The following is a 25801-nucleotide window of genomic DNA, read 5'->3' as shown; positions in this document are numbered from 1 at the left end:
CTGTGCCTCTCGGGCTGGGTCAGGCTTCGGTCGGAGCCGAGACGGACGGCAGCGTCTGCTGCTCGGCCGCCGCGGTCTTCTTCGTCGCCCGCTTCGCCACGGTCTTCTTGGCGGTGGCCTTCTTCGCCACCGTCTTCTTGGCAGCGGCCGTCTTGGCGGTCGCCGCCTTCTTGGCCGGGGCCTTCTTCGCCGTGGTCGTCGCCTTCTTGGCCGGAGCCTTGCGGGCCTTCTTCACGGGCGCCTCGGCCTCGGCCTCGACGGGGGCCGCCTCGGGCTCCGCAGCGGCCACCGGGGCCGCCTCGACGACCAGGACGGCCGCCTCGGCCGCGCCCGCCGGGGAGCCGGCGGGTGCGGTGGCCTTACGGGTGGCACGGCGGCGCGGACGGGCCGGTGCGGCCTCCGCGACGGGCTCGGCCGGGGTCTCCACGACCACGGGCTCGGGCTCGGCCACGACGACCGGCTCGGGCTCGACGACCGGCTCCGGTGCCACGACGGGCTCCGGTGCGACCTCGGCCGCGGGGGCCGGGGCCCCCGCCGGAGCGGTCGCCTTACGGGTGGCACGGCGGCGGGTGCGGCCCTTGGGGGCTTCCTCCACGGCCGGCTCGACGACGGGCTCGACCTCGACCACGGGCTCGACGACGGCCTCGACCTCGACCACTGCCTCCGGCGCCGCCTCGGCCACGGGGGCCGGGGCCGACGCCGCCGGGGCGGCTGCCGCACCGCGCGGGGCACCCGCCGGAGCGGTCGCCTTGCGGGTGGCGCGGCGGCGGTTGCGACGGCCGCTCAGACCTGCCGCGGCCTCGGCCTCGGCCGGGCTGCTGTAGAGCTCCTCGTCGGGGACGAAGGACGGCTCGGGCAGCGCCACGGGGGCGGCGGCCTCCGCGGCGACCTCGGCCTCGGTCTCCACCTCGAAGACCTCGGCGCCCTCGGTCTCGACGGCCTCGATCTCGTGGTCGTGCTCGTGGGTGCGGCCACCGCGGCGCTTGGAACGCTTGCCGTTGCCACCGCCCCCGATCGCGGCCGGCGTCTCCATGTGCACGATGACGCCGCGGCCGTTGCAGTGGACGCAGGTCTCGGAGAAGGACTCCAGCAGACCCTGGCCCACCCGCTTGCGGGTCATCTGGACCAGGCCCAGCGAGGTGACCTCGGCCACCTGGTGCTTCGTACGGTCGCGGCCCAGGCACTCCAGCATGCGCCGCAGGACCAGGTCGCGGTTGGACTCCAGGACCATGTCGATGAAGTCGATGACGACGATGCCGCCCAGGTCGCGCAGCCGCAGCTGGCGCACGATCTCCTCGGCCGCCTCCAGGTTGTTCCTGGTGACGGTCTCCTCGAGGTTGCCGCCCTGACCGGTGAACTTGCCGGTGTTGACGTCGATGACGATCATCGCCTCGGTCTTGTCGATCACAAGCGAGCCGCCCGAGGGCAGCCACACCTTGCGGTCGAGCGCCTTGGCGAGCTGCTCGTCGATCCGGTACGTCGCGAAGACGTCGACCTCGGAGGTCCAGCGCGAGAGCCGGTCGGCCAGGTCCGGGGCCACGTGGTTCACGTAGCCGTGGATGGTCTCCCAGGCGCTGTCACCGCTGACGATGACCTTCGAGAAGTCCTCGTTGAAGATGTCGCGCACGACGCGGACGGTCATGTCCGGCTCGCCGTACAGCAGGCTCGGCGAAGAGGTCGAGATCTGCTTCGACTTCTTCTGGATGTCCTCCCACTGGGCCTGCAGACGCTCGACGTCGCGGCGCAGCTCGTCCTCGCTCGCGCCCTCGGCGGCGGTGCGCACGATGACGCCCGCGTCCTCGGGGACGATCTTCTTGAGGATGGTCTTCAGGCGCGCGCGCTCGGTGTCGGGCAGCTTGCGGCTGATGCCGGTCATCGAGCCCTCGGGCACGTAGACCAGGTAGCGGCCGGGCAGCGAGACCTGGCTGGTCAGGCGGGCGCCCTTGTGGCCGATCGGGTCCTTGGTGACCTGCACCAGGACCGACTGGCCGGACTTGAGGGCGGACTCGATGCGGCGCGGCCCGTTGGCCATGCCGAGCGCCTCGAAGTTGACCTCGCCGGCGTACAGGACGGCGTTGCGGCCCTTGCCGATGTCGATGAAGGCGGCCTCCATCGACGGCAGCACGTTCTGGACCTTGCCCAGGTAGACGTTGCCGACGTACGAGGTGGCCTCTTCCTTGTTGACGTAGTGCTCGACGAGCACGTTGTCCTCAAGGACGCCGATCTGGGTGCGCTCGCCGGACTGGCGGACGACCATCACGCGCTCGACGGCCTCGCGGCGGGCCAGGAACTCGGCCTCGGTGATGATCGGGACACGGCGGCGGCCCTGCTCGCGGCCCTCGCGGCGGCGCTGCTTCTTCGCTTCCAGTCGGGTCGAGCCCTTGATGGACTGGACCTCGTCGGAGGAGGTGGACTCGCTGCGCTCGCGCGCCGGGCGCGGCTCGCGGACCTTGACGACGGTGCGTACGCCGTCCTCCTCGCCCGCCTCGGCGGACTCGGCGGAGGGCTCACCGCTGCGGCGACGGCGACGGCGGCGACGACGGCTGGAGCTGGAGCCGAGGGCCTCGTCGGCCTCGTCCTCCTCTTCCTCGTCGGCCTCCTGCTCGGCGGCCTCGGCCTCCTCCTCGACGGACTCGTCGAGGTCGGCGGCCTCGCCGCGACGGCGGCGGCGGCCACCGCGACGGCGGCGGCGGGACGGACGCTCGCCCGACTCGTCGCCCTCGTCGAACTCGGCGGACTCCTCTTCCAGCTCGGCCTCGGGCTCCTCCTCGGCGAGCACCTCGGGGAGGGAGACCGGCGCGGACTCGGCGACCGGGGCGGCCTCGACGGCGCCGCGGCCACGGCGGCGGCGACGGCCGGCCGGCTGCGGGGCCGGGGCGGCCTCGACCGGGGCGGAGGCCTCGGTGAGCTCCTCCTCCTCTTCCTCGACCTCGTCGGCCGGGGTGGCGGCGCGGGCGGCGGCCGCGGCCATGGCTGCGGTCTCGGGGGTCTGGAACATCGGCTCGGCGAAGACGGGAGCCTGGAAGACGGCCACGGCGGGGCGCGCGGCGCGGCGGGCACGGCCCGGGGCGGCGGGCTCCTCAGCCTCGGCTGCGGCCACGGGCTGCGCGGCGGGGGCGGCCGGGGCCGTGGCGCGGGTGGCGCGGCGGCGGCCGCCGCGCTTCGGGGAGTCCACGGCGTCGGCGACGGTCACGGCGCGGGCGGCGGCCTTGGCGGCCGGTGCCTCCTCCGCCTCGGGCGCGGCCGCAGCGGCGGCGGGCGCCTCGGGGGCGGTCACGGCGCGGGTCGCACGGCGACGGGCACGCGGGGCCGGAGCGGCGGTCTCCTCGGCGGCGACCGGCGCGGCGGCCGCCACGGGCGCGGCCTCGACCGGAGCAGCCTCGGCGGCGGGCGCCTCGGGGGCGGTCACGGCGCGGGTCGCGCGGCGACGGGCACGCGGAGCGGGAGCAGCGGCCTCCTCGGCGGCGACCGGCGCGGCAGCCACGGGGGCCTCGACGGGAGCGGCCTCGGCCACGGCGGCCGGCGCCTCGGCGGCGGTCCCGGCGCGGGTGGCGCGGCGGCGGGTACGCGCCGGGGCGGCGGCCGGAGCGGCCTCCTCGGCGGGAGCGGCGACCGGCGCGGCCTCGGCCACGGCGGCGGGCGCCTCGGGGGCGGTCACGGCGCGGGTCGCACGGCGACGGGCACGCGGAGCGGGAGCAGCGGCCTCCTCGGCGGCGACCGGCGCGGCAGCCACGGGGGCCTCGGCGGGAGCGGCGGCCACAGCGGCCTCGGGGGCGGCCACGGCGCGGGTCGCGCGGCGGCGGGTGCGGGCCGGGGCGGCGGCCGGAGCGGCCTCCTCGACGGGAGCGGCGACCGGGGCGGCCGCGGCGGGAGCCGTTTCGGCGGCGACCGGACCGCCGGGCGGGCCGGCGGGCCGGGAAGCGGCGCGGCGACGCCTGCGCGGAGGCAGGTTGTCGCTCGGGCTGCCGCTGTCGGCGCTGCCTGCGGTGGTGTTGTCGGTTTCGTTGTTGAGCATGCGGGGTTTCTCCCGTCACGCTCCCGGGCGCCGCGGCTGACTTCCGGTCCGGCACGGTTCCGCCCTATCAGCGCGGATCCGGCCTCCGGGGCGCGTTCGCCACACGGGAGCTCAGTTCATGGCCGCCGGTTCCGTACGTGTTGTCCGTACGGCCTGGCGGAAGTCTTCAGGTCTGTGCGCGGCCCGACCCAGGTGGCTCCCGAGTGCCAGGGCTGCGCGACGACGACGATCCCTACGCGGCGGGACCTTCCGGCGCCTTCGCGTCGGCGGCTACGGCGGCCGTGGGTGGGGCGGCCGTGACAGCCTCGCGGTCGGGCGCGAGCGGGTCGGTCACCGTGCCGGACTCCTCGTCGAAGAGCCCCTGCGCCAGCCTGGTCACCGCTGCGGGGACCGGCGGCGCCAGGTCGGCCACAGCTCGGAGACCGGACAGGACGTCGTCGGGTCGCACGGCAGGTGTCAGATGCCGAACAACCAGCCGCAGTATCGCACAAGCATTGTCCAGGGTCCTATCAGCCTGCGCGGGAACCGCTTCCAGACTGACGACGGCGCCCCGGGTGTCGAAGGTCCGCATGCCGTTCTTGGTGCGGCGCTGGACCTCCACGCTCTCGGCGGCGAGGAAGGCGGCCACGGCGCGCTCGGCGTCCGCGTGCTCCACGCCGTCCAGGCGCAGCTCCCACACGGAGGCGGTCAGCCGGTCGGCGAGGCCGGAGGTGCGGGCCTCGACGGCGTCGACGATGTCGAGGCCGACGGGCATCGACTCGTCGAGCAGCTCGCGGAGCTTCGCGGGGTCGCGGGCCTCGGCGAGGGCGATCTCCAGGTATTCGGCCTCGCTGCCGGTCCCGGTCGGGGCGGCGTTCGCGTACGAGACGCGCGGGTGCGGGGTGAAGCCCGCCGAGTACGCCATGGGCACCTCGGAGCGGCGCAGGGCCCGCTCGAAGGCGCGCTGGAAGTCCCGGTGGCTGGTGAACCGGAGGCGGCCGCGCTTGGTGTAGCGCAGACGGATGCGCTGCACCACCGGTGCGGGGGGCGGGCCTTCGGGCTGTCGCTTGCCCAGTGGTTCTTCTCCTTGTGCGGGGCTCCGCGCTCGCGCGTCGCCCTGAGGTCTGTGGGAGCCTGCGGGCCACTCCGTGCCCTCCGGCTCACACCTGCTCGTGCAGGGGGCCCGACGGGATCGGCTTGGCTGGCGTGTTGCCTGCGGCTGTCGTACTACCCAGAGTACGCGCCCGTGACCTCGCCGGTTCCCGGGGCGGCCCACCGAACAGCGCCCGCCGCACGTCCGCGCGGGCCTCGCGCACCGCCGCGCGGGTGGTCCGCCAGACCTCCCGGACGACGTGCCCGACGGGAGTGGCGACCCGCCGGTAGACCCAGGCGGCGGGCCGTGCGACGAGCCCGCGCCACAGCCGCAGGAGGCCTCGCCCGAGGGCCCGGCTGACCCGCCCGGCCAGGTGCCAGGCGCTGGCCAGCAACCGCCCGAGGGGCGCGAGCACATACGCGTACAGCCCGCACGCGACCCAGCCGATCCCGCGGCCGAGCGGTGTCAGCAGGTACCGGTACACCCCGACCGCGACCGGCACGACGGCGTAGCGCCACAGCGCGACCCACGGCCACACGAACAGCGCCCGGCCCAGCCATGCCAGCGCGGCCCCGATCCCGCGCGCCACCCAGGCGATCCCCGCCCCGGCGGGCCGCAGCAGGTAGCGCAGCAGGGCGCGGCCGCCGGGCGTCAGGACGTAGCGCCACAGGGCGACCCAGGGCCAGACGAACAGCGCCATCCCCACCGGCCGGAGCAGGTAGGCGTACACCCCGCGCGCCAGCCATGCCAGCCCCTGGCCGATCGGCACGAACACGTACGTCAGCGCCCCGCGGCCCAGCCACGCCAGCGCTCGGCCGACGGGGACCAGGGCGTAGCGCCACAGACCGACCCACGGCCAGACGAACACCAGCTTCAGCAGGGTCCCCGCCGTCCATCCGAGCGCGCGCAGCACCGGCCGCACGGCGTGCTCGTAGAACCAGCTCAGCCCCTGCCCCACCGGCCCGAGGACGTGCCGGTTCAGCATCCGGGCTCCGGCGACGAGCACGTCCCAGACCATCCGCACGGGCAGCACGATCAGCACCGCCACGATCCTGACGGGTACTCGGACGATCCCGACGAGGCAGCCGTCTCCCTGGGGTGGCGGCTGCGGCTTCTCCAGTTCCATGAATGTAGAGACACGCGAGGGGCCCCCGCCGTTGCGGCGGGGGCCCCTCGTTGTGGAGGCGTTACTTGATTCAGGCGTTACTTGACGACCGACAGCGGCAGCAGCTTCTTGCCCGTCGGGCCGATCTGAATGCTGGTGTCCATCTGCGGGCACACACCGCAGTCGAAGCACGGGGTCCAGCGGCAGTCCTCGACCTCGGTCTCGTCGAGGGCGTCCTGCCAGTCCTCCCAGAGCCAGTCCTTGTCGAGGCCCGAGTCCAGGTGGTCCCAGGGCAGGACTTCCTCATAGGTGCGCTCGCGCGTGGTGTACCAGGCCACGTCCACGCCGTGGGCGGGCAGCGTCTTCTCCGCGGCCTGCATCCAGCGGTCGTACGAGAAGTGCTCGCGCCAGCCGTCGAAGCGGCCGCCCGACTCGTACACGGCGCGGATGACGTCGCCGATGCGGCGGTCACCGCGCGAGAGCAGGCCCTCGACGATGCCCGGCTTGCCGTCGTGGTAGCGGAAGCCGATGGAGCGGCCGTACTTCTTGTCCCCGCGGATCTTGTCCCGGAGCTTGCCGAGGCGCGCGTCCGTCTCCTCGGCCGACAGCTGCGGCGCCCACTGGAACGGGGTGTGCGGCTTCGGCACGAAGCCGCCGATGGACACGGTGCAGCGGATGTCGTTCTGGCCGGAGACCTCGCGGCCCTTGGCGATGACGTTGACCGCCATGTCGCCGATCTGGAGGACGTCCTCGTCGGTCTCGGTCGGCAGGCCGCACATGAAGTACAGCTTCACCTGGCGCCAGCCGTTGCCGTACGCGGTGGAGACGGTCCGGATCAGGTCCTCTTCCGAGACCATCTTGTTGATGACCTTGCGCATGCGCTCGGAGCCGCCCTCGGGGGCGAAGGTCAGGCCGGAGCGGCGCCCGTTGCGGGTCAGCTCGTTGGCCAGGTCCACGTTGAACGCGTCCACGCGGGTCGACGGGAGGGACAGGCCCACCTTGTCGTCGGTGTAGCGGTCCGCGAGGCCCTTGGCGATGTCGGCGATCTCGGTGTGGTCGGCGGACGACAGCGAGAGGAGGCCGACCTCCTCGAAGCCGGTCGCCTTGAGGCCGCGTTCCACCATCTCGCCGATGCCGGTGATGCTTCGCTCCCGCACGGGGCGCGTGATCATGCCGGCCTGGCAGAAACGGCAGCCGCGGGTGCAGCCGCGGAAGATCTCCACGGACATGCGCTCGTGGACGGTCTCGGCGAGCGGGACCAGGGGCTGCTTGGGGTAGGGCCACTCGTCGAGGTCCATGACGGTGTGCTTGGACACGCGCCACGGCACGCCGGAGCGGTTCGGCACGACACGGCCGATGCGGCCGTCCCGCAGGTACTCGACGTCGTAGAAGCCCGGAACGTAGACGTTGCCGGTCTTCGCGAGGCGCAGCAGCACTTCCTCGCGTCCGCCCGGCCGGCCCTCGGCCTTCCAGGTGCGGATGATCTCGGTCATGTCGAGGACGGCCTGCTCGCCGTCGCCGATGACCGCGCAGTCGATGAACTCCGCGATCGGCTCGGGGTTGAAGGCCGCGTGGCCGCCCGCGAGGACGATGGGGTGGTCGACCGTACGGTTCCTGGACTCCAGCGGGATGCCCGCGAGGTCCAGTGCCGTCAGCATGTTGGTGTAGCCGAGCTCGGTGGAGAAGGAGAGCCCGAAGACGTCGAAGGCACCGACCGGGCGGTGGCTGTCGACGGTGAACTGCGGCACCTTGTGCTCGCGCATCAGCTCTTCGAGGTCGGGCCACACGCTGTAGGTGCGCTCCGCGAGCACGCCCTCGCGCTCGTTGAGCACCTCGTACAGGATCATGACGCCCTGGTTGGGCAGGCCGACCTCGTACGCGTCCGGGTACATGAGCGCCCAGCGGACGTCACACTCGTCCCAGTTCTTGACGGTGGAGTTCAGCTCCCCGCCGACGTACTGGATCGGCTTCTGGACGTGCGGAAGCAGGGCCTCGAGCTGAGGGAAGACCGACTCGGTCATCACGCGACTTTCGTGAAGCGGGCAGGGGGCGACTCTCAAGCGTACCCCGGTGCCCGGACGCCCCCGCCCGCCAAGATCACCGGCTACCCGGTGAGGGCCGCCCGGTGCGCCGGGTCCGAGGCTGCCGCCCAGACGTCGGGGAGCTCCCGTTCGCGCCGTTCGGCCAGGGCTTCCTCGCGGGCGTAGAGGACTCCCCAGGTGAAGGCCGACTCCCCTGCGCCCGCCGCCTGGGACGCGATGCCGAGCAGGGCGGTGCGGGCGACCACGCTGTCCTGGTGGTCGCCGAGCACGGTCTGGACCGACTTCATGTCCTTGGCCAGCCGTTTCGCCGGCTTGCCCAGCGCCGGAGTCGCCGCTTCGGCCGCGTACCGGGCGCGCTTGGCGGCCTTGCGCGCCTCGTGCAGGGCGAGGTCGCGCTCGTGGCCCGCGTCCATGGCCAGGGCGCCCTCGACGCGGGTGGCGAGGCGCTCGTAGTCGCCGAGGACGGCCTTGGGCAGGGTGTGCGCGGCGGCCCGGGCCGAGGCCCCCAGCAGCGGCGGATCGGCCAGCAGCGCGTCGAGGGAGTCCAGCAGGATCACGTACCGCTTGCCGTCGAGCACGGCGAGGGCGCGGCGCCGCGAGCCGGAGCGGCGGGTGGTGTTCCAGGTCCGCAGGCGGCTGCGGGCCGGGCCCGCGACCAGGGTGCGCGGGAGCTCTCCGAGGCGGGTGCGGATCCGCTCCAGCAGCACCTCCTGGTCGCGGTCGACGCCCAGTTCGGCGGCGAGCCAGCGCAGTTCCTCGCCGATGGGGTCGGTGGCGGCGCGGTCCAGCACCTTGCGGTACGTCTTGAAGGCGCTGCGGAGCCTGCGGGTGGCGACCCGCATCTGGTGGACGGAGTCGGGCAGGTCCCGGCGGACCGCCGGGTCGTGGGCGATCAGGGCGTCGCGCTGTTCGCGCAGGTACGAGAGCACGTACGCGCCCGCCGTGCCCTCGGGGGCAGCGCCCTCGGGCCGGGCGGGGGGCTCGCCGCCCGTCTCGGCGAGCGCGCGGGCGAGCTTGGAGGGGGCGTCGCAGACGCGCAGCCCGGCTGCGGCGAAGGTCTGTTCAACGGCGTCGAGGAGTGCCGGGGCGACCCCGTCGGCGAGTTCCACTTCGACCTCGGTCCAGGAGGCGGTCCGCTCGCCGCGCTCGGCCCGGACGCGGTCGGTGGAGAGTTCCGCGAGCAGGGCCCCTTCGGCGTCCAGGAGATGGCTGACCCGGCGCGAGGAGACCAGCCTGACCTGCGGTTCCAGGGCGCAGTCCCGGACGCGGGAGCGGACCAGGGCGGCCAGGGCGCGCGGGACGGTGTCGCCGAGCGGTGCGCCCACCTCGTCACGGACCCCGGGCGACACGGGCAGTTTGAGGTGCCAGCCGGCGTCCGCGCCGCCGGTCCGGCGCCGCAGGGTGAGGCCGTCGGCGGCGAGCCGCTGGTCGGGGGTGTCGTAGTAGGTGGCGTCGAGCTCGACGGTGCCCTGGTCGCAGACGGCCGCGATCCCGGCCGTGCCCGTCAGGTCCGGCACCTCGCGCCGGGCCCCCTTGGACTGCTTCTTGTGGGCCCGGGTGAACTCGAATTTCCGCTCGATCTCACGCTTCGTGTCCGCCATAGACCGAACTTAGTCCTGAACGGAACACGGCGGCAGGGTGAACTCCTGATTAGGCCGACAACGGCCGTTGGACCTTGATCGATTGGAGCAGGCCGATGGCCACCCACACGGCGAACATCGAGGATCCCCCGTAGGAGACGAACGGCAGCGGGAGCCCCGCGACCGGCATGATCCCCAGGGTCATCCCGATGTTCTCGAAGGCCTGGAAGGCGAACCAGGCGATGATCCCGGCGCAGACGATGGTCCCGTACAGCTCGGTGGTCTCGCGGGCGATCATGCAGGCCCGCCACAGCACGATGCCCAGCAGCGCCAGGATCAGGCCGGCGCCGAGGAAGCCGAGCTCCTCCCCCGCGACCGTGAAGACGAAGTCGGTCTGCTGCTCGGGGACGAACTGGCCGGTGGTCTGCGAGCCCTTGAACAGCCCAGAACCGGTCAGGCCGCCGGAGCCGATCGCGATGCGCGCCTGGTTGGTGTTGTAGCCGACGCCCGCCGGGTCGAGCTCGGGGTTGGCGAAGGCCGCGAAGCGGTTGATCTGGTACTCGTCGAGGACGCCGAGCTGCCAGATCAGGACGGCCCCGGCCACGCCCGAGCCGAGCAGGCCCAGCACCCAGCGGTTGGAGGCGCCGGAGGCCAGGAGCACGCCGAGCACGATGACGACCATGACCATGACGGAGCCCAGGTCGGGCATCAGCATGACGATGCCCATCGGGGCGGCCGCGAGGCACAGCGCCTTGACGACCGTGCGGTGGTCGGGGTGGGTCAGGTCGCCCGCGTCCACTCTGGTGGCCAGCAGCATGGCCATGACCAGGATGATCGTGATCTTCACGAACTCGGAGGGCTGGAGGGAGAATCCGCCGCCGATCACGATCCAGGCGTGGGCACCGTTGATGGTGGCGCCGAGCGGGGTGAGCACGGCGAGGATCAGCAGCAGCGAGAGCCCGTAGAGGACCGGCACGGCGCCGCGCAGGGTGCGGTGGCCGAGCCAGACGGTGCCGATCATCAGCACGAGGCCGATGCCGGTGTTCAGGGCGTGCCGGGCGAGGAAGTAGTACGGGTCCCCGTTGTTCAGCGAGGTCCGGTTGCGGGTCGCCGACCACACCAGCAGGGCGCCGATGAAGGACAGCGCGAGGGCGGACAGGAGTATCGGCCAGTCGAGCCGGCGCACCACGGAGTCGCGGGCGGTGAGCCTGGCCATCGCCCCGCGCTCGGGCGCGTACCGGGAGACGGAGAACTTGTTGGCGGTCTGCATGTCTTTCGGTCCTCAGTCGTGCTGCGCGGGGCGCTGGGCGGGCGGGCCGGCGAGCGCGGGCGGCGCCGGCTCCTCCGGGGACGGCGGCACGTACGGCCGGATCTCGGGGGAGTCGATGGAGCCGTCGGGGTAGATCTTGGGCAGCTTCGTCTCCGGCCCCAGCAGCAGGGCCTTCTTCAGGTCCTGGTTGCCTTCCATGTCGAGGCCGTAGATGGCGTTGTAGATGTTGCGGACGGCGGGGCCGGAGGCCCCCGAGCCGGTGCCGCCCTGGGAGATCGTCATGACGATCGTGAAGTCCTTGGTGTAGGTCGCCAGCCAGGAGGTGGTCTGCTTGCCGTAGACCTGGGCGGTGCCGGTCTTGGCGTGCATCGGAATCTTGTCCATGGGCCAGCCGCCGAACCGCCAGGCGGCGGTACCGCCGGGCTCGACGACCATGCGCAGGCCGTGGTCGAGGTCGCTGATGGTCCGGGCGTCGACGGGCAGCCTGCCGTGGGCCTGGGGCTTGATCATCTCGATGCGCTTGCCGTCGGGGCTGATCACGGCCTTGCCGACGGTGGGGTCGAAGAGGGTGCCCCCGTTGCTGATGGCGGAGTAGGCGGTGGCCATCTGGATGGGGGTGACGAGGACGTCGCCCTGGCCGATGGCGAAGTTGATGCTGTCGAACGCCTTCAGCTGATTGCCTTCGAGGCAGCTCTCGTAGGCGATCTGCTCGACGTAGGTGCCGCCCTTCTTGCCCTGCTTGCACCAGGAGTCCTTGTTGGCCGCCCAGAAGCTCTTCTTCCACCGGCGGTCGGGGATGCGGCCGCTGACCTCGTTCGGCAGGTCGATCCCGGTCTCGGAGCCGAGTCCGAATTCGCGGGCGGTCCGGTAGAACCAGTCCTGGGCGTCCTTCTTGGGCTTGAGGCCGCCGTCGCGCTGCCACTCCTTGTGCCCGAGGGCGTAGAAGACGGTGTTGCAGGAGAACTTGAGGGCCTCGCCGAGGGTGATGGGCCCGTGCCCCTTGGACTCGAAGTTCGCGAAGCTGCGGCCGCCCATGTTGTAGGAGGCGCTGCAGTTGTACTTGTCGTCGAAGGCGTAGCCGGCCCGTACGGCCGCGCTCGCCGAGACCACCTTGAAGATGGAGCCCGCGGGTGCCTGGCCCTGGATGGCCCGGTTGAGCAGCGGGTAGTTGGACTTCTGGCTGGTGAGGTTGGCGTAGTCCTTGCCGGAGATGCCGCCGACCCAGGCGTTGGGGTCGTAGTCGGGCTGGGAGGCCATCGCGACGACGCGCCCGGTCTTGGCCTCCATGACGACGACGGCGCCCGAGTCCGCCTCGTACTTGCGGCCGGTGATGTTGTCGGTCTCGTTGCGGACGACCTTCATCGCCTCTTGGAGCTCGTACTCGGCCACGGCCTGGACCCGGGCGTCGATGCTGGTGATCAGGGTGGATCCGGGTACGCCCGCGTCGGACTGGGTCTGGTGCATGACCCGGCCGAGGTTGTCGACCTCGTAGGAGGTGACGGTCGCCTTGCCGCGCAGCTGCCTGTCATAGGTTCGTTCGATGCCGGAGCGGCCGACCTGGTCGGAGCGCAGGTGCGGCGAGTCGGTGTCCTTGGCCTTCTGGATCTCGTCGTCGGTGACCGGCGACAGGTAGCCGAGCACCTGTGCGGCGCGGGCCCCGCCGGGGGCCGGGTAGCGGCGGACGGCGGTGGGCTCCGCGGTGATGCCGGGGAAGTCCTCCGGGCGTTCGCGCAGTTGCAGCGCCTGCTGCGTGTTGGCTTCGAGGGTGATCGGGATCGGCTGGTACGGGGAGCCGTTCCAGCAGGGCGCGGGGGTCTGGGAGTCGCAGAGGCGGACCTTCTCCATGACCTCCTTGGGGGTCATGTCCAGGACGTCGGCGAGGCGGGTCATGACGCCCTTGCCCCTGTCCTTCATCTTCATCAGCGCCGTGCGGCTGGCCGAGACGACCAGGCGCGTCTCGTTGTCGGCGAGCGGTACCCCGCGGGCGTCGAGGACCGGCCCGCGGACGGCGGGCCGGACGACCCGCTGGACGTGGTTGCTCTTCGCCTCGTTGTAGTACTCCTCGCCGTTGCGGATCTGGAGGTACCACAGGCGTCCGCCGAGGGTGACCAGCATCGAGACGACGAGTACCTGGATGATGACGAGGCGGATCTGCACCCGGGAGGTGCGGCCGGTCTCGGGAATGTTGGTCACGTCCGCTCCCTCCTCAGAGTTTCTTGATGCTCTTCACACCCTTGACGCCCTTGACACCCTTTATCCGGCCGGCCCGGTTGGCGCGGCTGCGCGCGGTCTTCATGCGCAGGCCGCCGCGCTGGCTGCCGATCCGCAGGCCGGTGCCGCCGGCCAGCCAGCCGGAGGCGATGTCCTTGCCCTGCGGCGGGCCGCCGTTGGCCTCGACGGCCATCGGGTCGTTCTCGGCGCGCCGGGCGAGCGCCATGATGAACGGCACCGTGAACGGGGCGAGCAACAGGTCGTAGAGGACGGCGGTGAACAGCAGTCCGGTCAGCCCCACGTGCCGGGCGGCGGTGTCGCCGACGAGCGCTCCGACACCGGCGTAGAGCAGCGTGGAGGCGAAGGCGGCGCCCACGACGGTGAGCATCGGGCCCCAGGCGGAGCGGAAGCGTCCGCTGTCGGGGCGGACCAGCCCGGCGACGTAGCCGATGACGCACAGGACGAGCGCGTACCGGCCCGCGGCGTGGTCGGCGGGCGGGGCCAGGTCGGCGAGGAGTCCGGCGGCGAAGCCGATGAGGGCCCCGCTGACGTGCCCGTACACGAGTGCGAGGGCGACGACGGTGAGGAGGACCAGGTCGGGCACGGCACCGGGCAGTTGGAGCCGGCCCAGGACGGAGACCTGGAGGACGAGGGCGACCACGACGAGCGTGCCCGCGAGCAGGATCCGGTTGAAGCGCATGGCGGTCAGCTCCTACTCGTCGGCCGGCTTGCCGGACGCAGTGGCGGACGGGGTGACCGTGACGGTGACCGTCGGGGTGGGCTTGGGCGCCTCGGGCTTGGGCGGCAGGACGGCGTCGCGCGGGTCCTCGCGCGGGGGCATCACGACGACGCCGACGATGTCGAGGCGTGAGAAGGCGACGGCCGGCTTCACCCAGACGGTGCGGGTCAGGTCTCCGCGGGAGGGGTCGACCTTGATGACCTCGCCGATCGGCACGCCGGGTACGAAGGGCTTGTTGCCGCGCGAGCCGAAGGTGACGAGCCGGTCGCCGGGGTTGATCCGGGCCTTGCCGTTGAGCATCTGGACGGACATCGCGCGGTCGCCCTGGCCGGTGGCGAAGCCGAGCTCGCCGGTCTTCTCCAGGCGGGTGCCGACGGTGAAGTCCGGGTCGTTGGCAAGCACCACGGTCGCGGTGTCGGGGCCGACGGTGGAGACGCGGCCGACGAGGCCGTCCCCGTTGATGACGGTCATGTCGCGCTCGATGCCGTCCTTGCTGCCGGCGTCGATGGTGACGGTCCAGGAGAAGCCCTGGGCCGCTCCTATGGCGATGACCTCGGCGCCCTTGATGCCGTACTGACCCGCGCCCGCCCGCTTGAGCATCTCGTCCAGCTCGCGGATCCGGCTGCGGGTCTGGTCGTCGCTGCCCAGCTTGGCCTTCAGGACGGCGTTCTGGCGCTCCAGTACGGCGATCCGGTCGTGCCGCTCACCGGAGTCCCGTACCGCCCCTATGGCGTTGGCGACGGGGTCGACGGCGGTCGACACGCCCTTCTCGACCGGGCCGAAGACCGCTGCGGCGGCCTGCCGGGCGCCGTCGACCGGCGACTCCTCGCCTGCCCTGATGTCCACCGTGATCAATGCGAACGCGATGGCGATCAGAAGCACCAGGAGCAGCCGGCTCTCTCGTGTGTCCCTCACGTGCGGCGGCCGTGCCTTCCTCGTCGTAATTCTCTTTTGCCTGTATATCAACGATCCGCCGCACGGGCCCGGTAGCACCCGTACGGCGGATCCTTGTGTGTCCGCATGGCCCTCCGGCAGGGAGGGCGTGTGTCAGCGCCGGGGCTGGGCGTCCAGGACCTGCTGGAGGGCCTCGAACTCCTCGACGCACTTGCCGGAGCCGAGCGCGACGGAGTCGAGCGGGTCCTCGGCGATGTGGATGGGCATGCCCGTCTCGCGGCGCAGCCGCTCGTCGAGGCCGCGCAGCAGGGCGCCGCCGCCGGTCAGGACGATGCCGCGGTCCATGATGTCGCCGGAGAGCTCCGGCGGGCACTTGTCCAGGGTGGTCTTGACCGCGTCGACGATGGCGTTGACCGGCTCCTCGATGGCCTTGCGCACCTCGGCGGCCGAGATGACGACGGTCTTCGGCAGCCCGGACACCAGGTCACGGCCGCGGATCTCGGTGTGCTCGTCCTTGTCGAGGTCGTAGGCCGACCCGATGGTGATCTTGATCTGCTCGGCGGTGCGCTCGCCGAGGAGGAGCGAGTACTCCTTCTTGATGTGCTGGATGATCGCGTTGTCGAGCTCGTCGCCGGCCACCCGGATGGACTGCGCCGTGACGATTCCGCCGAGGGAGATGACGGCGACCTCGGTGGTGCCGCCGCCGATGTCCACGACCATGTTTCCGGTGGCCTCGTGGACGGGCAGGCCCGAGCCGATGGCGGCGGCCATGGGCTCTTCGATGATGTGCACCTGACGGGCGCCGGCCTGCGTGGACGCCTCGATGACGGCGCGGCGCTCCACTCCCGTGATGCCGGAGGGTACGCAGACCACGACGCGCGGGCGGGCCAGGTAGCGGCGCTTGTGGATCTTGAGGATGAAGTACCGGAGCATACGCTCGGTGATCTCGAAGTCGGCGATCACGCCGTCCTTCAGGGGCCGGACGGCGACGATGTTGCCGGGCGTCCGGCCGATCATCTTCTTCGCCTCGGAGCCGACCGCGAGAATTCCGCCGGTGTTCGTGTTGATGGCGACCACGGACGGCTCGTTCAGAACGATTCCCCGGCCCCTCACGTACACCAGCGTGTTGGCGGTCCCGAGGTCGATCGCCATGTCACGGCCGATGAACGACATGTTGTTCCCCTTGTTCCCCATGAGGAGCGTCTGGCCTTCCAGTTGATAGCGGCTGCTGTCAGGTCGGCGAGGTGGGTGTGTGGGTGGAGGCCCCATCGTAGTGCCGCAGGTACGGACATCGCGCGACGGGACTCCGGCAATCCCGCCGGAACGGATACCCGTCCCCTTAGTGGTGACGTCGGGTCCTGCACATGCGTTCCCGCTACGGCCCCCGAATACCGAAGGGCGACCGAAATTACTTCGGTCGCCCCAGGTCATGAGCGCTATTCGGCTGATGTTGAGTCAGAAAAGAGTGATCACAGCGCCGGGAAGAACAGCTTCAGCTCACGCTCGGCGGACTCCTCGGAATCCGAGGCGTGGATCAGGTTCTCCCGGGTGACGGTGCCGAAGTCTCCGCGGATGGAACCGGGCGCCGCGGCGATCGGGTCGGTGGGTCCGGCCAGCTGGCGGACGCCCTCGATCACGCGTTCCCCTTCCACGACCAGGGCGACCACGGGACCGCTGGACATGAAGCCCATGAGGGGCTCGTAGAAGACCTTGCCCTTGTGCTCGCCGTAGTGCGCCTCAAGGGTCTCCTGGTCCAGCGTGCGCAGCTCCAGCGCCGGGATGGTCCAGCCGGCCTTCCGCTCGATGCGGCCGATGATCTCGCCCACCAGACCGCGGCGGACGGCGTCGGGCTTGAGCAGGACGAGGGTGCGCTGGGTCATGTTTCGGCTCCTTGCGGCATACGGGTGCGGTGGGACGAATCTACAGGGCCGTCGGAGGCCGTCCGATCGGCACCCGTCACGCAGCGTCAGGCGCTGTCGGCGACGCCGCCGATTCCTGAGCGGCGGCCCAGCGGGCCTTGATCGAGTCGATCTTGCGGCCGTAGTGCACCGAGCACCACCACAGTGCCGCGAACGCCGTGCCGAGGATGAACATCATCGGGACGACCAGCCCGCTCAGGAACAGGCCGATCTGGAGCGCCCACCCGATCTGCACGGCCCCGGGCCGCGAGAGCATCCCGCACAGCAGGACCGACAGCAGCATGGCGATCCCGCAGACCGTCCAGACCACCGCCTGCGTCAGGTCCGGGTTCTTCATCGCCACGAGTCCCGCGAACCCGATCACGAAGAACTCGGCGATCAGCGTGCTCGCACACAGTGTGCGCATCCTCAGCCCCTCCCCAGCAGCAGGCGGGCCTCGCCCACCGTGATCACGGACCCGGTCACCAGCACACCGGCCCCGCCGTACTCGGCCTCTTCCTCCGCCAGGGTGATCGCCGCCTCGATGGCGTCGTCCAGCCGCGGCTCCACCTGCACCCGGTCCGGCCCGAAGACCTCCACCGCGACCGCGGCGAGCTCGTCGGCCCCCATCGAGCGGTGGCTGGAGTTCTCCGTCACCACCACCTCCGCGAGGATCGGCTCGAAGGCCTCGAAGAGCCCCCGCACGTCCTTGCCCTCGCTGGCGCCGACCACGCCGATCAGCCGGCTGAAGCCGAAGGACTCGGTGAGCGCCTCGGCCGTGGCCCCCGCACCCGCCGGGTTGTGCGCCGCGTCCAGGACCACCGTCGGGCTGCGCCGCACGACTTCCATCCGGCCCGGCGAGGTCACCGAGGCGAAGGCCTTGCGCACCGTATCGGCGTCCAGCACCCGCGCGCCGTCGCCGCCGACCCCGAAGAAGGCCTCGACCGCGGCCAGCGCCACGGCCGCGTTGTGCGCCATGTGGGCGCCGTAGAGCGGCAGGAAGATGCCGTCGTACTCGCCGCCCAGTCCGCGCAGCGTCAGCTGCTGGCCGCCGACGGCGACCTCGCGGCTCACCACGCCGAACTCCATGCCCTCGCGGGCCACCGTCGCATCGACCTCGACGGCCTTCTTCAGCAGCACCTGCGCCGCGTCCACCGGCTGCTGCGCCAGGATCACGGTGGCGCCCTGCTTGATGACCCCGCCCTTCTCCTGCGCGATCTCGCCCGGCGTGGAGCCGAGCCGGTCCGTGTGGTCCAGGCTGATCGGGGTGACCACCGCGACCGAGCCGTCGATCACGTTGGTCGCGTCCCAGCTGCCGCCCATGCCGACCTCGACCACGGCGGCGTCCACCGGGGCGTCCGCGAAGGCCGCGTACGCCATGCCGGTGAGGACCTCGAAGAACGACAGCCGGTACTCCTGCGCCGCGTCCACCATCTCCACGTACGGCTTGATGTCGTGGTAGGTCTCCACGAACCGCGCGGCGGTGATCGGCGCCCCGTCCAGGCTGATCCGCTCGGTGATCGACTGCACGTGCGGGCTGGTGTAGCGGCCCGTGCGCAGCTCGAAGGCGTTCAGCAGGGCCTCGATCATGCGGGCCGTGCTGGTCTTGCCGTTGGTGCCGGTGACATGGATGGAGGGGTACGCGCGCTGCGGCTCGCCCAGTACGTCCATCAGCGCCGCGATCCGCGACACCGACGGCTCCAGCTTGGTCTCGCCCCAGCGGGTGGCCAGCTCCTGCTCCACCTCCTGCAGCGCCTTCGCCACCTCGGGGTCGACGGGCGCCTGGCGCACCGGGTCGCCCTGGGGCGGGCCGGCCTGGGCGCGCAGGGTGCGGCTGCCCGCCTCGATCACCGCCAGGTCGGGGTCACGGTCGGACTCTGCCGTCACGATCCGGTCGAACTCGTCGGGTCCGGCGGAACCGTCGGAGTCATCGAAGGGGCTGTTGTGGCTGTCGGGCTGCTGCTCACTCACGGAGCCCAGTCTACGGACGTGGACCCCAAGGACTTTCGGCCCGGCCGTTTCGGGACCTTCGGCGACGGAAGCGACCGTATCGTTATGCAAGCCTTGCGGGCAGGAGATTGGGGAACAAATGCCGCAGGCCAGCACCAACAAGACAGCGTCCAGCCGCGACATAGGGATAGACCTCGGGACGGCCAACACGCTCGTCTATGCGCGGGGGCACGGCATCGTCCTGAATGAGCCGTCCGTGGTCGCCGTCAAGGCGGGCACGACCACAGCCCTGGCCGTAGGCGCCGAGGCCAAGGAGACCATCGGCCGCACCCCCGGCTCCATCACCGCGATCCGCCCCCTCAAGGACGGCGTGATCTGCGACTACGAGGCCGCTGAGGAGATGATCCGGCACTTCGTCCGCAAGGCGGTCCCCGGCCGGCGGACCCGTACCCGGATGGTGATCTGCGTACCGTCCGGGGTGACCCCCGTCGAGCGGCGGGCCATCGTCCACGCCTCCACCCGGGCCGGCGCCAAGGTCGTGCACCTGATCGAGGAGCCCATGGCGGCCGCGATCGGCGCAGGACTGCCGGTGTCCGAGCCGCGCGGCTCGATGGTCGTCGACATCGGCGGCGGCACCTCCGAGGTCGCCGTCATCTCGCTGGGCGGCATCGTCACCTCCCAGTCGCTGCGCGTCGGCGGGGACCGGCTGGACGCCGCGATCATGGACTACGTGCGCAAGGAGCACTCGCTGCTCATCGGCGAGCGCACCGCCGAGGACATCAAGGTGGGCATCGGCTCGGCCTGGCCCGTGCCCGGCCAGCCCGAGCTGGAGACCCGCACCTTCACCGTGCGGGGCCGCGAGAAGGTCGGCGGCATGCCGAAAACCCTCCAGCTCGGCGCCACGGACGTGCGGGCCGCGCTCGACGAGCCGATCGAGGCGATCATCGCCGCGGTGCGCACCACCCTGGAGGAGTGCCCGCCGGAACTGTCCGGCGACGTGATGGAACACGGCATCGTCCTGACCGGCGGCGGCGCCCTGCTGCCCGGCCTGGACCTGCGCATGGCCTCCGCGACCGGCATCCCGGTCTTCGTGGCGGACGATCCGCTGGACTGCGTGGCGCTGGGCTCCGGCAAGTGCGTGGAGGACCTGGACACCCTGAGCAGCCTGCTGGCCCCGGCCCGGGCCTGACCGGCGGCCCGGCCCCGGCCCGATCGGCTCAGCCGCGCGGGAGGGTGGCCACGACCTCGTAGGCGTCGGGGGTGCGCGTCGCCGTCAGGTCCCCGCCCAGGCTGCGCACGCGCTCCGACATGCTCGCCGTGCCCGAGCCCGCCGAGACCGGGGCCCTGGTCGGGTTCCGGTCGGGCAGGCCGTTGCGCACGGCGATCCGCAGCCGGTCGCCCTCCGCCGTGATCGACACCTCGATGGTCTCGCCGCGGGCGTGCTTGGCCGCGTTGGTCAGGCACTCCTGCACCACTCGGTAGACCGCCGCCTGCCGCAGCGGCGACACCCCGTTCACGTCCGGGTCCATGGCCAGCCGTACGGGAGAACCGGCCCGGCCGCTCTCCTCCGCGAGCGCCGCCAGCCCGTCCACGCCCGGGGTCGAGGCCCGCTCCCCGCGCTGCACGATGATCTCGTTCAGCACCAGGTGGGCCCGGCGCGCCGTGTCCGCGAGCTCCTCGAAGTCCTTCGCGTACGCCGTCTCGCGCGCCCGCATCGACAGCACCTCGGAGCGAACCGTGAGCAGCGTCAGCTCCCGCCCGACGAAGTCGTGGACGTCGCGGGCGACGGAGGTCCGCTCCTGCTGGACGGCCTGGAACACGGCGGACTCGGCCCGCCGCGCGGCGATCTCGCGCACCAGGTCGTGCCGGTAGGCGGCGATGCCCACGGCCGAGGCGAGCACCCCGATGGGCACGACGAGGCTGAGGAAGGAGCTGAGGCTCTCGACCCGCGGCTCGGGCCAGCCCGGCACGCTGAACACCACCAGCGCGAAGGCCACGTACCCGAGCGTGGCCAGGATCCCGGCCCGGCGCCCGCGGTAGCGGCCGACCGAGTAGAGGGCGAACTGGATCAGGGTGAGCTCGTGGAGCCAGCCGATGAAGAGCAGCGCGGCGAGGAACGAGATCCACGGCGCCCGGCGCCGCACCAGCAGGCTCGCGCAGCCCGCGGCGAGCACGACGGCGGCGGCGGGGCCGCTGAGCGAGTTGTCGGCGGCCGCCAGACCCGGCAGGTCCAGCGCCATCAGGGCGAAGCAGCTCAGTGCCGCCAGCACGTCCAGCGTCCGCGGTGACCCGGACCAGCCCTCGCTGAGCCGGCGGCCGGTGGCCACGGCCCAGTTGAGCGCCGAGGCGACGGGCTTGACGTGCATGCCCCCCATCATCCGTCGTCGGCGGCTGCGATCCGATCCAGCCAACGCCACAAATGGAGTGATATACCGCACTCCAGTCATCGCGGAAAGGGGCCGGAAGGCCCTGCGGGCCGCGACTTTCCGCCCTGCCGAGGGCCGCCGCGCCTCTCGTAGCGTCGAAAGAATGACGACCGACGACATCCGCCCCGTCCGTACCTCCCGGGGTACGGCACTGCTCCTGCTGATCGGCGGCCTGATCGGCACGCTGGCCTCGGGCGTCCTCACCTACGACCGCATCCGCACCCTGGAGGACCCGCTCTTCACGCCCGGGTGCAATGTCAACGCGGTCCTCAGCTGCGGTGACGTGATGACCACCTGGCAGAGCAACCTGCTGGGCTTCCCCAACATGCTGCTCGGCATCGCCGGCTTCGCGGGGCTGGCGGGCCTGGGCGCGGCCCTCGTGGCCGGCGCCGTGTTCCCCCGCTGGCTGTGGCGCGTCCTGTGGGCCGCGACCGCCGCGGGCTTCGCCTTCACCGCGTGGCTCATCAGCCAGTGCCTGTACGTGATCGGGGCGCTCTGCCCGTGGTGCATGGTCGTCTGGGCGGTGATGATCCCGCTGTTCTGGTACGTCACCCGGCAGCTGGCCGCGCCCGGCTCACGACTGCGGGCGCTCCCCCACTGGCTGGTCCCGGCCGCCCTGTACGCGGTGCTCACCGGGCTGATCGTCGGAGAGTTCGGCAGCCGGCTGCTGTGATGCCGGCCCCCGCGCGGGGAAGGCATACGGGGAAGGCCCCCACATCGACCGACGGTGTGGGGGCCTTCCCTGTGTCCTGCTTCGTACGGGCTGCTAGGCGGCGGGCAGCGCCGCCAGCTGCGCCTGGAGCCGGGCGATGTCCGCCTCGGCCTTGGCGAGCCGGCCCTTGATCTTGTCCACGACGTTGTCGGGGGCCTTGGCGATGAACGCCTCGTTCCCCAGCTTCGCCTCGGCCTGCTGCTTCTCCTTCTCGGCGGCGGCCAGGTCCTTGGTCAGGCGCTTGCGCTCCGCCGGGATGTCGATGGTGCCCGACAGGTCGAGCGCGACGCTGGCTCCGGCGACCGGCAGGGTCGCGGTGGCGCTGAAGCCGTCGCCCTCCGGCTGGAGGCGCAGCACCTGGCGGATGGCGGCCTCGTGGGCGCTCAGCGAGGTGGCGGACAGGTCCAGGCGGGCCGGGACCTTCTGCTTGTCGTCGAGCCCCTGCTCCTTGCGGAACCGGCGGACCTCCCGGACCAGGCTCTGGACGGCCTCGATTTCGGCCTCGGCGGCCGCGTCGCGGAAGCCGCTGTCCTTCGGCCAGTCGGCGATCACGAGGGACTCGCCGCCGGTCAGCGCGGTCCACAGCGTCTCGGTGACGAAGGGGACCACCGGGTGCAGCAGGCGCAGCATGACGTCGAGGACCTCGCCGAGGACCCGCGCGGAGGCCTTGGCCGGCTCGCCGCCCGCGAAGAACGTGGTCTTCGACAGCTCGACGTACCAGTCGAAGACCTCGTCCCACGCGAAGTGGTAGAGGGCGTCCGACAGCTTCGAGAACTGGTAGTCGTCGTAGAACCCGTCGGCCTGCGCGACCGTCTCGTTCAGCCGGGACAGGATCCAGCGGTCGGTCGCCGACAGCTGCTCGACCGGCGGCAGGTCGCCCTCGATCGTGGCGCCGTTCATCATCGCGAAGCGCGTGGCGTTCCAGATCTTGTTGGCGAACTTGCTGGAGGCCTGGACCCAGTCCTCGCCGATCGGGACGTCGACGCCCGGGTTGGCGCCGCGGGCCAGGGTGAAGCGGACGGCGTCGGAGCCGTACTTGTCCATCCAGTCCAGGGGGTTCACGGCGTTGCCGAAGGACTTCGACATCTTCTTGCCGCGCTCGTCGCGGACCATGCCGTGCAGGGCGATGGTGTGGAACGGCGGGGTGCCGTCCATCGCGTAGAGGCCGAACATCATCATCCGGGCGACCCAGAAGAAGAGGATGTCGTAGCCGGTGACCAGGACGGAGTTCGGGTAGAACTTCGCCAGGCTCTCGGTCTGCTTCGGCCAGCCGAGCGTGGAGAACGGCCACAGGCCCGAGGAGAACCAGGTGTCGAGGACGTCGGTGTCCTGGGTCCAGCCCTCGGCCTCGGTGCCGGGAGGCTGTTCGTCCGGTCCGACGCAGACGACCTCGCCGTTCGGGCCGTACCAGACGGGGATGCGGTGGCCCCACCACAGCTGGCGCGAGATGCACCAGTCGTGGAGGTTGTCGACCCAGTCGAAGTACCGCTTCTCCATCTCCTGCGGGTGGATCTTGACCTTGCCGTCGCGGACCGCGTCACCGGCGGCCTTCGCGAGCGGGCCGACCTTGACCCACCACTGCATGGACAGGCGCGGCTCGATGGTGGTCTTGCAGCGCGAGCAGTGGCCGACCGAGTGGGTGTACGGGCGCTTCTCGGCGACGATGCGGCCCTCGGCGCGCAGCGCGGCGACGATGGCGGAGCGGGCCTCCAGACGGTCCAGACCCTGGAAGGGGCCGTGGGCCGTGATGATGGCGTGCTCGTCCATGACGGCGAGGTTCGGCAGGCCGTGGCGCTGGCCGATCTCGAAGTCGTTGGGGTCGTGCGCCGGGGTCACCTTGACGGCGCCGGTACCGAACTCGGGGTCGACGTGCTCGTCGGCGACGATCGGGATGCGGCGGCCGGTCAGCGGCAGCTCGATCTCGGTGCCGACCATGTGCTTGTAGCGCTCGTCCTCGGGGTGGACGGCGACGGCCGTGTCGCCGAGCATCGTCTCGGCGCGGGTCGTCGCGACGACGATGGAGTTCTCCCCGTCGCCGTAGCGGATGGAGACGAGCTCACCGTCGTCGTCCTGGTACTCGACCTCGATGTCCGAGATCGCGGTGAGGCAGCGCGGGCACCAGTTGATGATGCGCTCGGCGCGGTAGATCAGCTCGTCGTCGTAGAGCTTCTTGAAGATGGTCTGGACGGCCTCGGAGAGGCCCTCGTCCATGGTGAAGCGCTCGCGCGACCAGTCGACGCCGTCGCCGAGGCGACGCATCTGGCCGGAGATCTGCCCGCCGGACTCGCCCTTCCACTGCCAGACGCGCTCGACGAACGCCTCACGGCCCAGGTCGTGGCGGGACTTGCCCTCCTTGGCGAGCTCGCGCTCGACGACGTTCTGGGTCGCGATGCCGGCGTGGTCCATGCCGGGCTGCCACAGGGTCTCGTAGCCCTGCATGCGCTTGCGGCGGGTCAGGGCGTCGATCAGCGTGTGCTCGAAGGCGTGGCCCAGGTGGAGCGAGCCCGTGACGTTCGGCGGCGGGATGACGATGGTGTACGGAGGCTTATCGCTCTTCTCGTCGGCCTCGAAATACCCACGCTCTACCCAGCGCTCGTAGAGCTTCCCCTCTACGTCGGCCGGCGCGTACGTGGTCGGCAGTTCGGAGTTGGGGCTGCTGGGTGTCTGCGTGTTCTCGGTCACGGGGCACAGTTTAGAGCCGTAACAGTCCAGTCATGAAACCGGCTTTCCAGGGACCCGGGGCCCTGCGCGCCTTCGGCTTCCGACAGGATGTGTGAAACGGATAAGCAACCTCACAGGGGGACGCGGGATGAGTTACAACCAGCCGGGACCGTACGGGCAGCAGCCGCAGCAGCCGGGACCCTACGGGCAGCAGCCTCCGCAGGCACCGGGGCCGTACGGGCAGCCCGCCCCCCAGCCCGGTTACGGCTACCCGCAGCAGCCGGGCGTACCGCCGCAGCAGGGCTACCCGCAGCAGCCCGGATACCAGCAGCAGCCCCCGCAGGGCGGCTACGGCTACCCCCAGCAGCAGGCCCCGTACGGCGGGCAGCCCCCGAAGAAGTCCAAGGCGGGCGTCATCATCGCGGTGGTCGTCGCGGTCGCGGTGGTCGCGGGCGGCGGCTGGTACTTCACGATGGGCGGCGGCGCGAGCGCCTCCATCTCGGCCGACACCAAGGGCTACAAGCTGGTCGCCCCGGAGTCGGTGGACGAGTTCAAGAAGGACCCGAAGTACAAGGACAAGGACTTCAGCGACAAGGACAAGAAGGAAGCCGAGGCGGTGGGCGTCAAGGACCCCACCCAGGTGGGCATGACCTACCAGTCCGGCGACCCGAAGAACCCGCTGGCCGGCAAGCTCCTCAACTTCTCCGGCGTCTACGGCGAGATCGCCGACCCGGAGAAGACCGTGGACGCGTACTTCGCCCTGGCCAAGCTGGAGGCCACCAAGGACGACAGCAAGCAGTCGGTCGACCTCATCGGGAGCCCCAAGACGATGACCCCGTCCGGGTTCAAGGGCGCCGTGATGAAGTGCCAGGAGGCCAAGTTCACCTCGAAGGACCCGGCGACCAAGGGTCCCAAGGAGTTCACGCTCCCGATCTGCATCTGGGGTGACTACAGCACCCTGGGCACGGTCACCGCCATGGAGATGGCCTCCCTGATCGCCGGCAAGTCGGGCTACACCCTGGACCAGACGGCGGAGTACACCGCGAAGCTCTACAACACCGCCCGCGTCAAGAAGTAACAGCGCTGCGGCAGGCATGCAGAAGGGGGGGGGGGGGGGGGGGGGGGGGGCCTTTCTGCTTTTTTTCTGTGTTCCTTTCTTTTGGCGTCCCTTCTTCCCCTCCTTTTTGGTTAGGCGGCATTCTCTTTTGGGTCCCGGTCTTTTTGGA

Annotated in this window: 18 protein-coding genes; 3 read left to right on the top strand and 15 right to left on the bottom strand. The window is 71.5% G+C overall.

Going from position 1 to position 25801, the window contains the following annotated elements:
* Positions 1–19 precede the first annotated feature (19 nt).
* From ACZ7GJ_RS08655 to folC, 13 genes are all read right to left on the bottom strand, one after another.
* Positions 20–4015, bottom strand: coding sequence for an Rne/Rng family ribonuclease (locus tag ACZ7GJ_RS08655; RefSeq protein ID WP_470750427.1), 3996 nt, complete (start codon positions 4013–4015; stop codon positions 20–22).
* 232 nt (positions 4016–4247) lie between these two features.
* Positions 4248–5027, bottom strand: a complete 780-nt coding sequence (locus tag ACZ7GJ_RS08650; protein WP_470750426.1) for a TIGR03936 family radical SAM-associated protein — start codon at positions 5025–5027, stop codon at positions 4248–4250.
* Positions 5028–5154: 127 nt separating this feature from the next.
* Positions 5155–6213, bottom strand: coding sequence for a hypothetical protein (locus ACZ7GJ_RS08645; protein ID WP_470750425.1), 1059 nt, complete (start codon positions 6211–6213; stop codon positions 5155–5157).
* A gap of 77 nt (positions 6214–6290) precedes the next feature.
* A complete protein-coding gene (locus tag ACZ7GJ_RS08640) occupies positions 6291–8216 on the bottom strand; it encodes a TIGR03960 family B12-binding radical SAM protein (protein WP_470750424.1) in 1926 nt (641 codons plus the stop codon).
* An 80-nt stretch (positions 8217–8296) separates the two neighbouring features.
* The gene (locus tag ACZ7GJ_RS08635; protein ID WP_470750423.1) at positions 8297–9835 is read right to left on the bottom strand and encodes a CYTH and CHAD domain-containing protein; all 1539 of its coding nucleotides are present in this window, start codon (positions 9833–9835) and stop codon (positions 8297–8299) included.
* A gap of 49 nt (positions 9836–9884) precedes the next feature.
* Complete coding sequence (gene rodA, locus ACZ7GJ_RS08630; RefSeq protein WP_470750422.1) at positions 9885–11084, bottom strand: rod shape-determining protein RodA; 1200 nt, start codon at positions 11082–11084, stop codon at positions 9885–9887.
* Positions 11085–11096: 12 nt separating this feature from the next.
* On the bottom strand, positions 11097–13277 hold the full coding sequence (mrdA, locus tag ACZ7GJ_RS08625) for a penicillin-binding protein 2 (protein WP_470750421.1): 2181 nt from the start codon (positions 13275–13277) through the stop codon (positions 11097–11099).
* Between the two features lie 13 nt (positions 13278–13290).
* The gene (mreD, locus tag ACZ7GJ_RS08620; protein WP_470750420.1) at positions 13291–13995 is read right to left on the bottom strand and encodes a rod shape-determining protein MreD; all 705 of its coding nucleotides are present in this window, start codon (positions 13993–13995) and stop codon (positions 13291–13293) included.
* Positions 13996–14007: 12 nt separating this feature from the next.
* On the bottom strand, positions 14008–14949 hold the full coding sequence (gene mreC, locus ACZ7GJ_RS08615) for a rod shape-determining protein MreC (protein WP_470750419.1): 942 nt from the start codon (positions 14947–14949) through the stop codon (positions 14008–14010).
* Between the two features lie 132 nt (positions 14950–15081).
* Positions 15082–16101: a rod shape-determining protein gene (locus tag ACZ7GJ_RS08610; RefSeq protein ID WP_008738981.1), complete on the bottom strand. Its 1020-nt coding sequence runs from the start codon at positions 16099–16101 to the stop codon at positions 15082–15084.
* Between the two features lie 296 nt (positions 16102–16397).
* On the bottom strand, positions 16398–16808 hold the full coding sequence (gene ndk, locus ACZ7GJ_RS08605) for a nucleoside-diphosphate kinase (protein ID WP_365920372.1): 411 nt from the start codon (positions 16806–16808) through the stop codon (positions 16398–16400).
* A gap of 76 nt (positions 16809–16884) precedes the next feature.
* On the bottom strand, positions 16885–17253 hold the full coding sequence (locus ACZ7GJ_RS08600; protein ID WP_470750418.1) for a DUF4233 domain-containing protein: 369 nt from the start codon (positions 17251–17253) through the stop codon (positions 16885–16887).
* A gap of 2 nt (positions 17254–17255) precedes the next feature.
* The gene (gene folC, locus ACZ7GJ_RS08595; RefSeq protein WP_470750417.1) at positions 17256–18797 is read right to left on the bottom strand and encodes a bifunctional tetrahydrofolate synthase/dihydrofolate synthase; all 1542 of its coding nucleotides are present in this window, start codon (positions 18795–18797) and stop codon (positions 17256–17258) included.
* A 118-nt stretch (positions 18798–18915) separates the two neighbouring features.
* Here folC and ACZ7GJ_RS08590 point away from each other — a divergent pair, with 118 nt between their 5' ends.
* Complete coding sequence (locus ACZ7GJ_RS08590) at positions 18916–19965, top strand: rod shape-determining protein (protein ID WP_470750416.1); 1050 nt, start codon at positions 18916–18918, stop codon at positions 19963–19965.
* 28 nt (positions 19966–19993) lie between these two features.
* On the opposite strand, the gene ACZ7GJ_RS08585 is transcribed toward ACZ7GJ_RS08590, so the two are convergent.
* The gene (locus ACZ7GJ_RS08585) at positions 19994–21142 is read right to left on the bottom strand and encodes a sensor histidine kinase (protein WP_470750415.1); all 1149 of its coding nucleotides are present in this window, start codon (positions 21140–21142) and stop codon (positions 19994–19996) included.
* Between the two features lie 163 nt (positions 21143–21305).
* On the opposite strand from ACZ7GJ_RS08585, the gene ACZ7GJ_RS08580 reads away from it, so the two are divergent.
* On the top strand, positions 21306–21875 hold the full coding sequence (locus ACZ7GJ_RS08580) for a vitamin K epoxide reductase family protein (protein ID WP_470750414.1): 570 nt from the start codon (positions 21306–21308) through the stop codon (positions 21873–21875).
* Between the two features lie 93 nt (positions 21876–21968).
* On the opposite strand, the gene ACZ7GJ_RS08575 is transcribed toward ACZ7GJ_RS08580, so the two are convergent.
* Complete coding sequence (locus tag ACZ7GJ_RS08575; protein WP_470750413.1) at positions 21969–24596, bottom strand: valine--tRNA ligase; 2628 nt, start codon at positions 24594–24596, stop codon at positions 21969–21971.
* Positions 24597–24723: 127 nt separating this feature from the next.
* Here ACZ7GJ_RS08575 and ACZ7GJ_RS08570 point away from each other — a divergent pair, with 127 nt between their 5' ends.
* Entirely contained in the window at positions 24724–25653 is a 930-nt protein-coding gene (locus ACZ7GJ_RS08570) for a hypothetical protein (protein WP_470750412.1), read from the top strand.
* The last annotated feature ends 148 nt before the right edge of the window (positions 25654–25801 follow it).

The sequence above is a fragment of the Streptomyces sp. NPDC037242 genome, from assembly GCF_055604165.1.
Note: the sequence above shows the minus strand (reverse complement) of the source record. Positions and strands in the feature narration are given on the sequence as shown.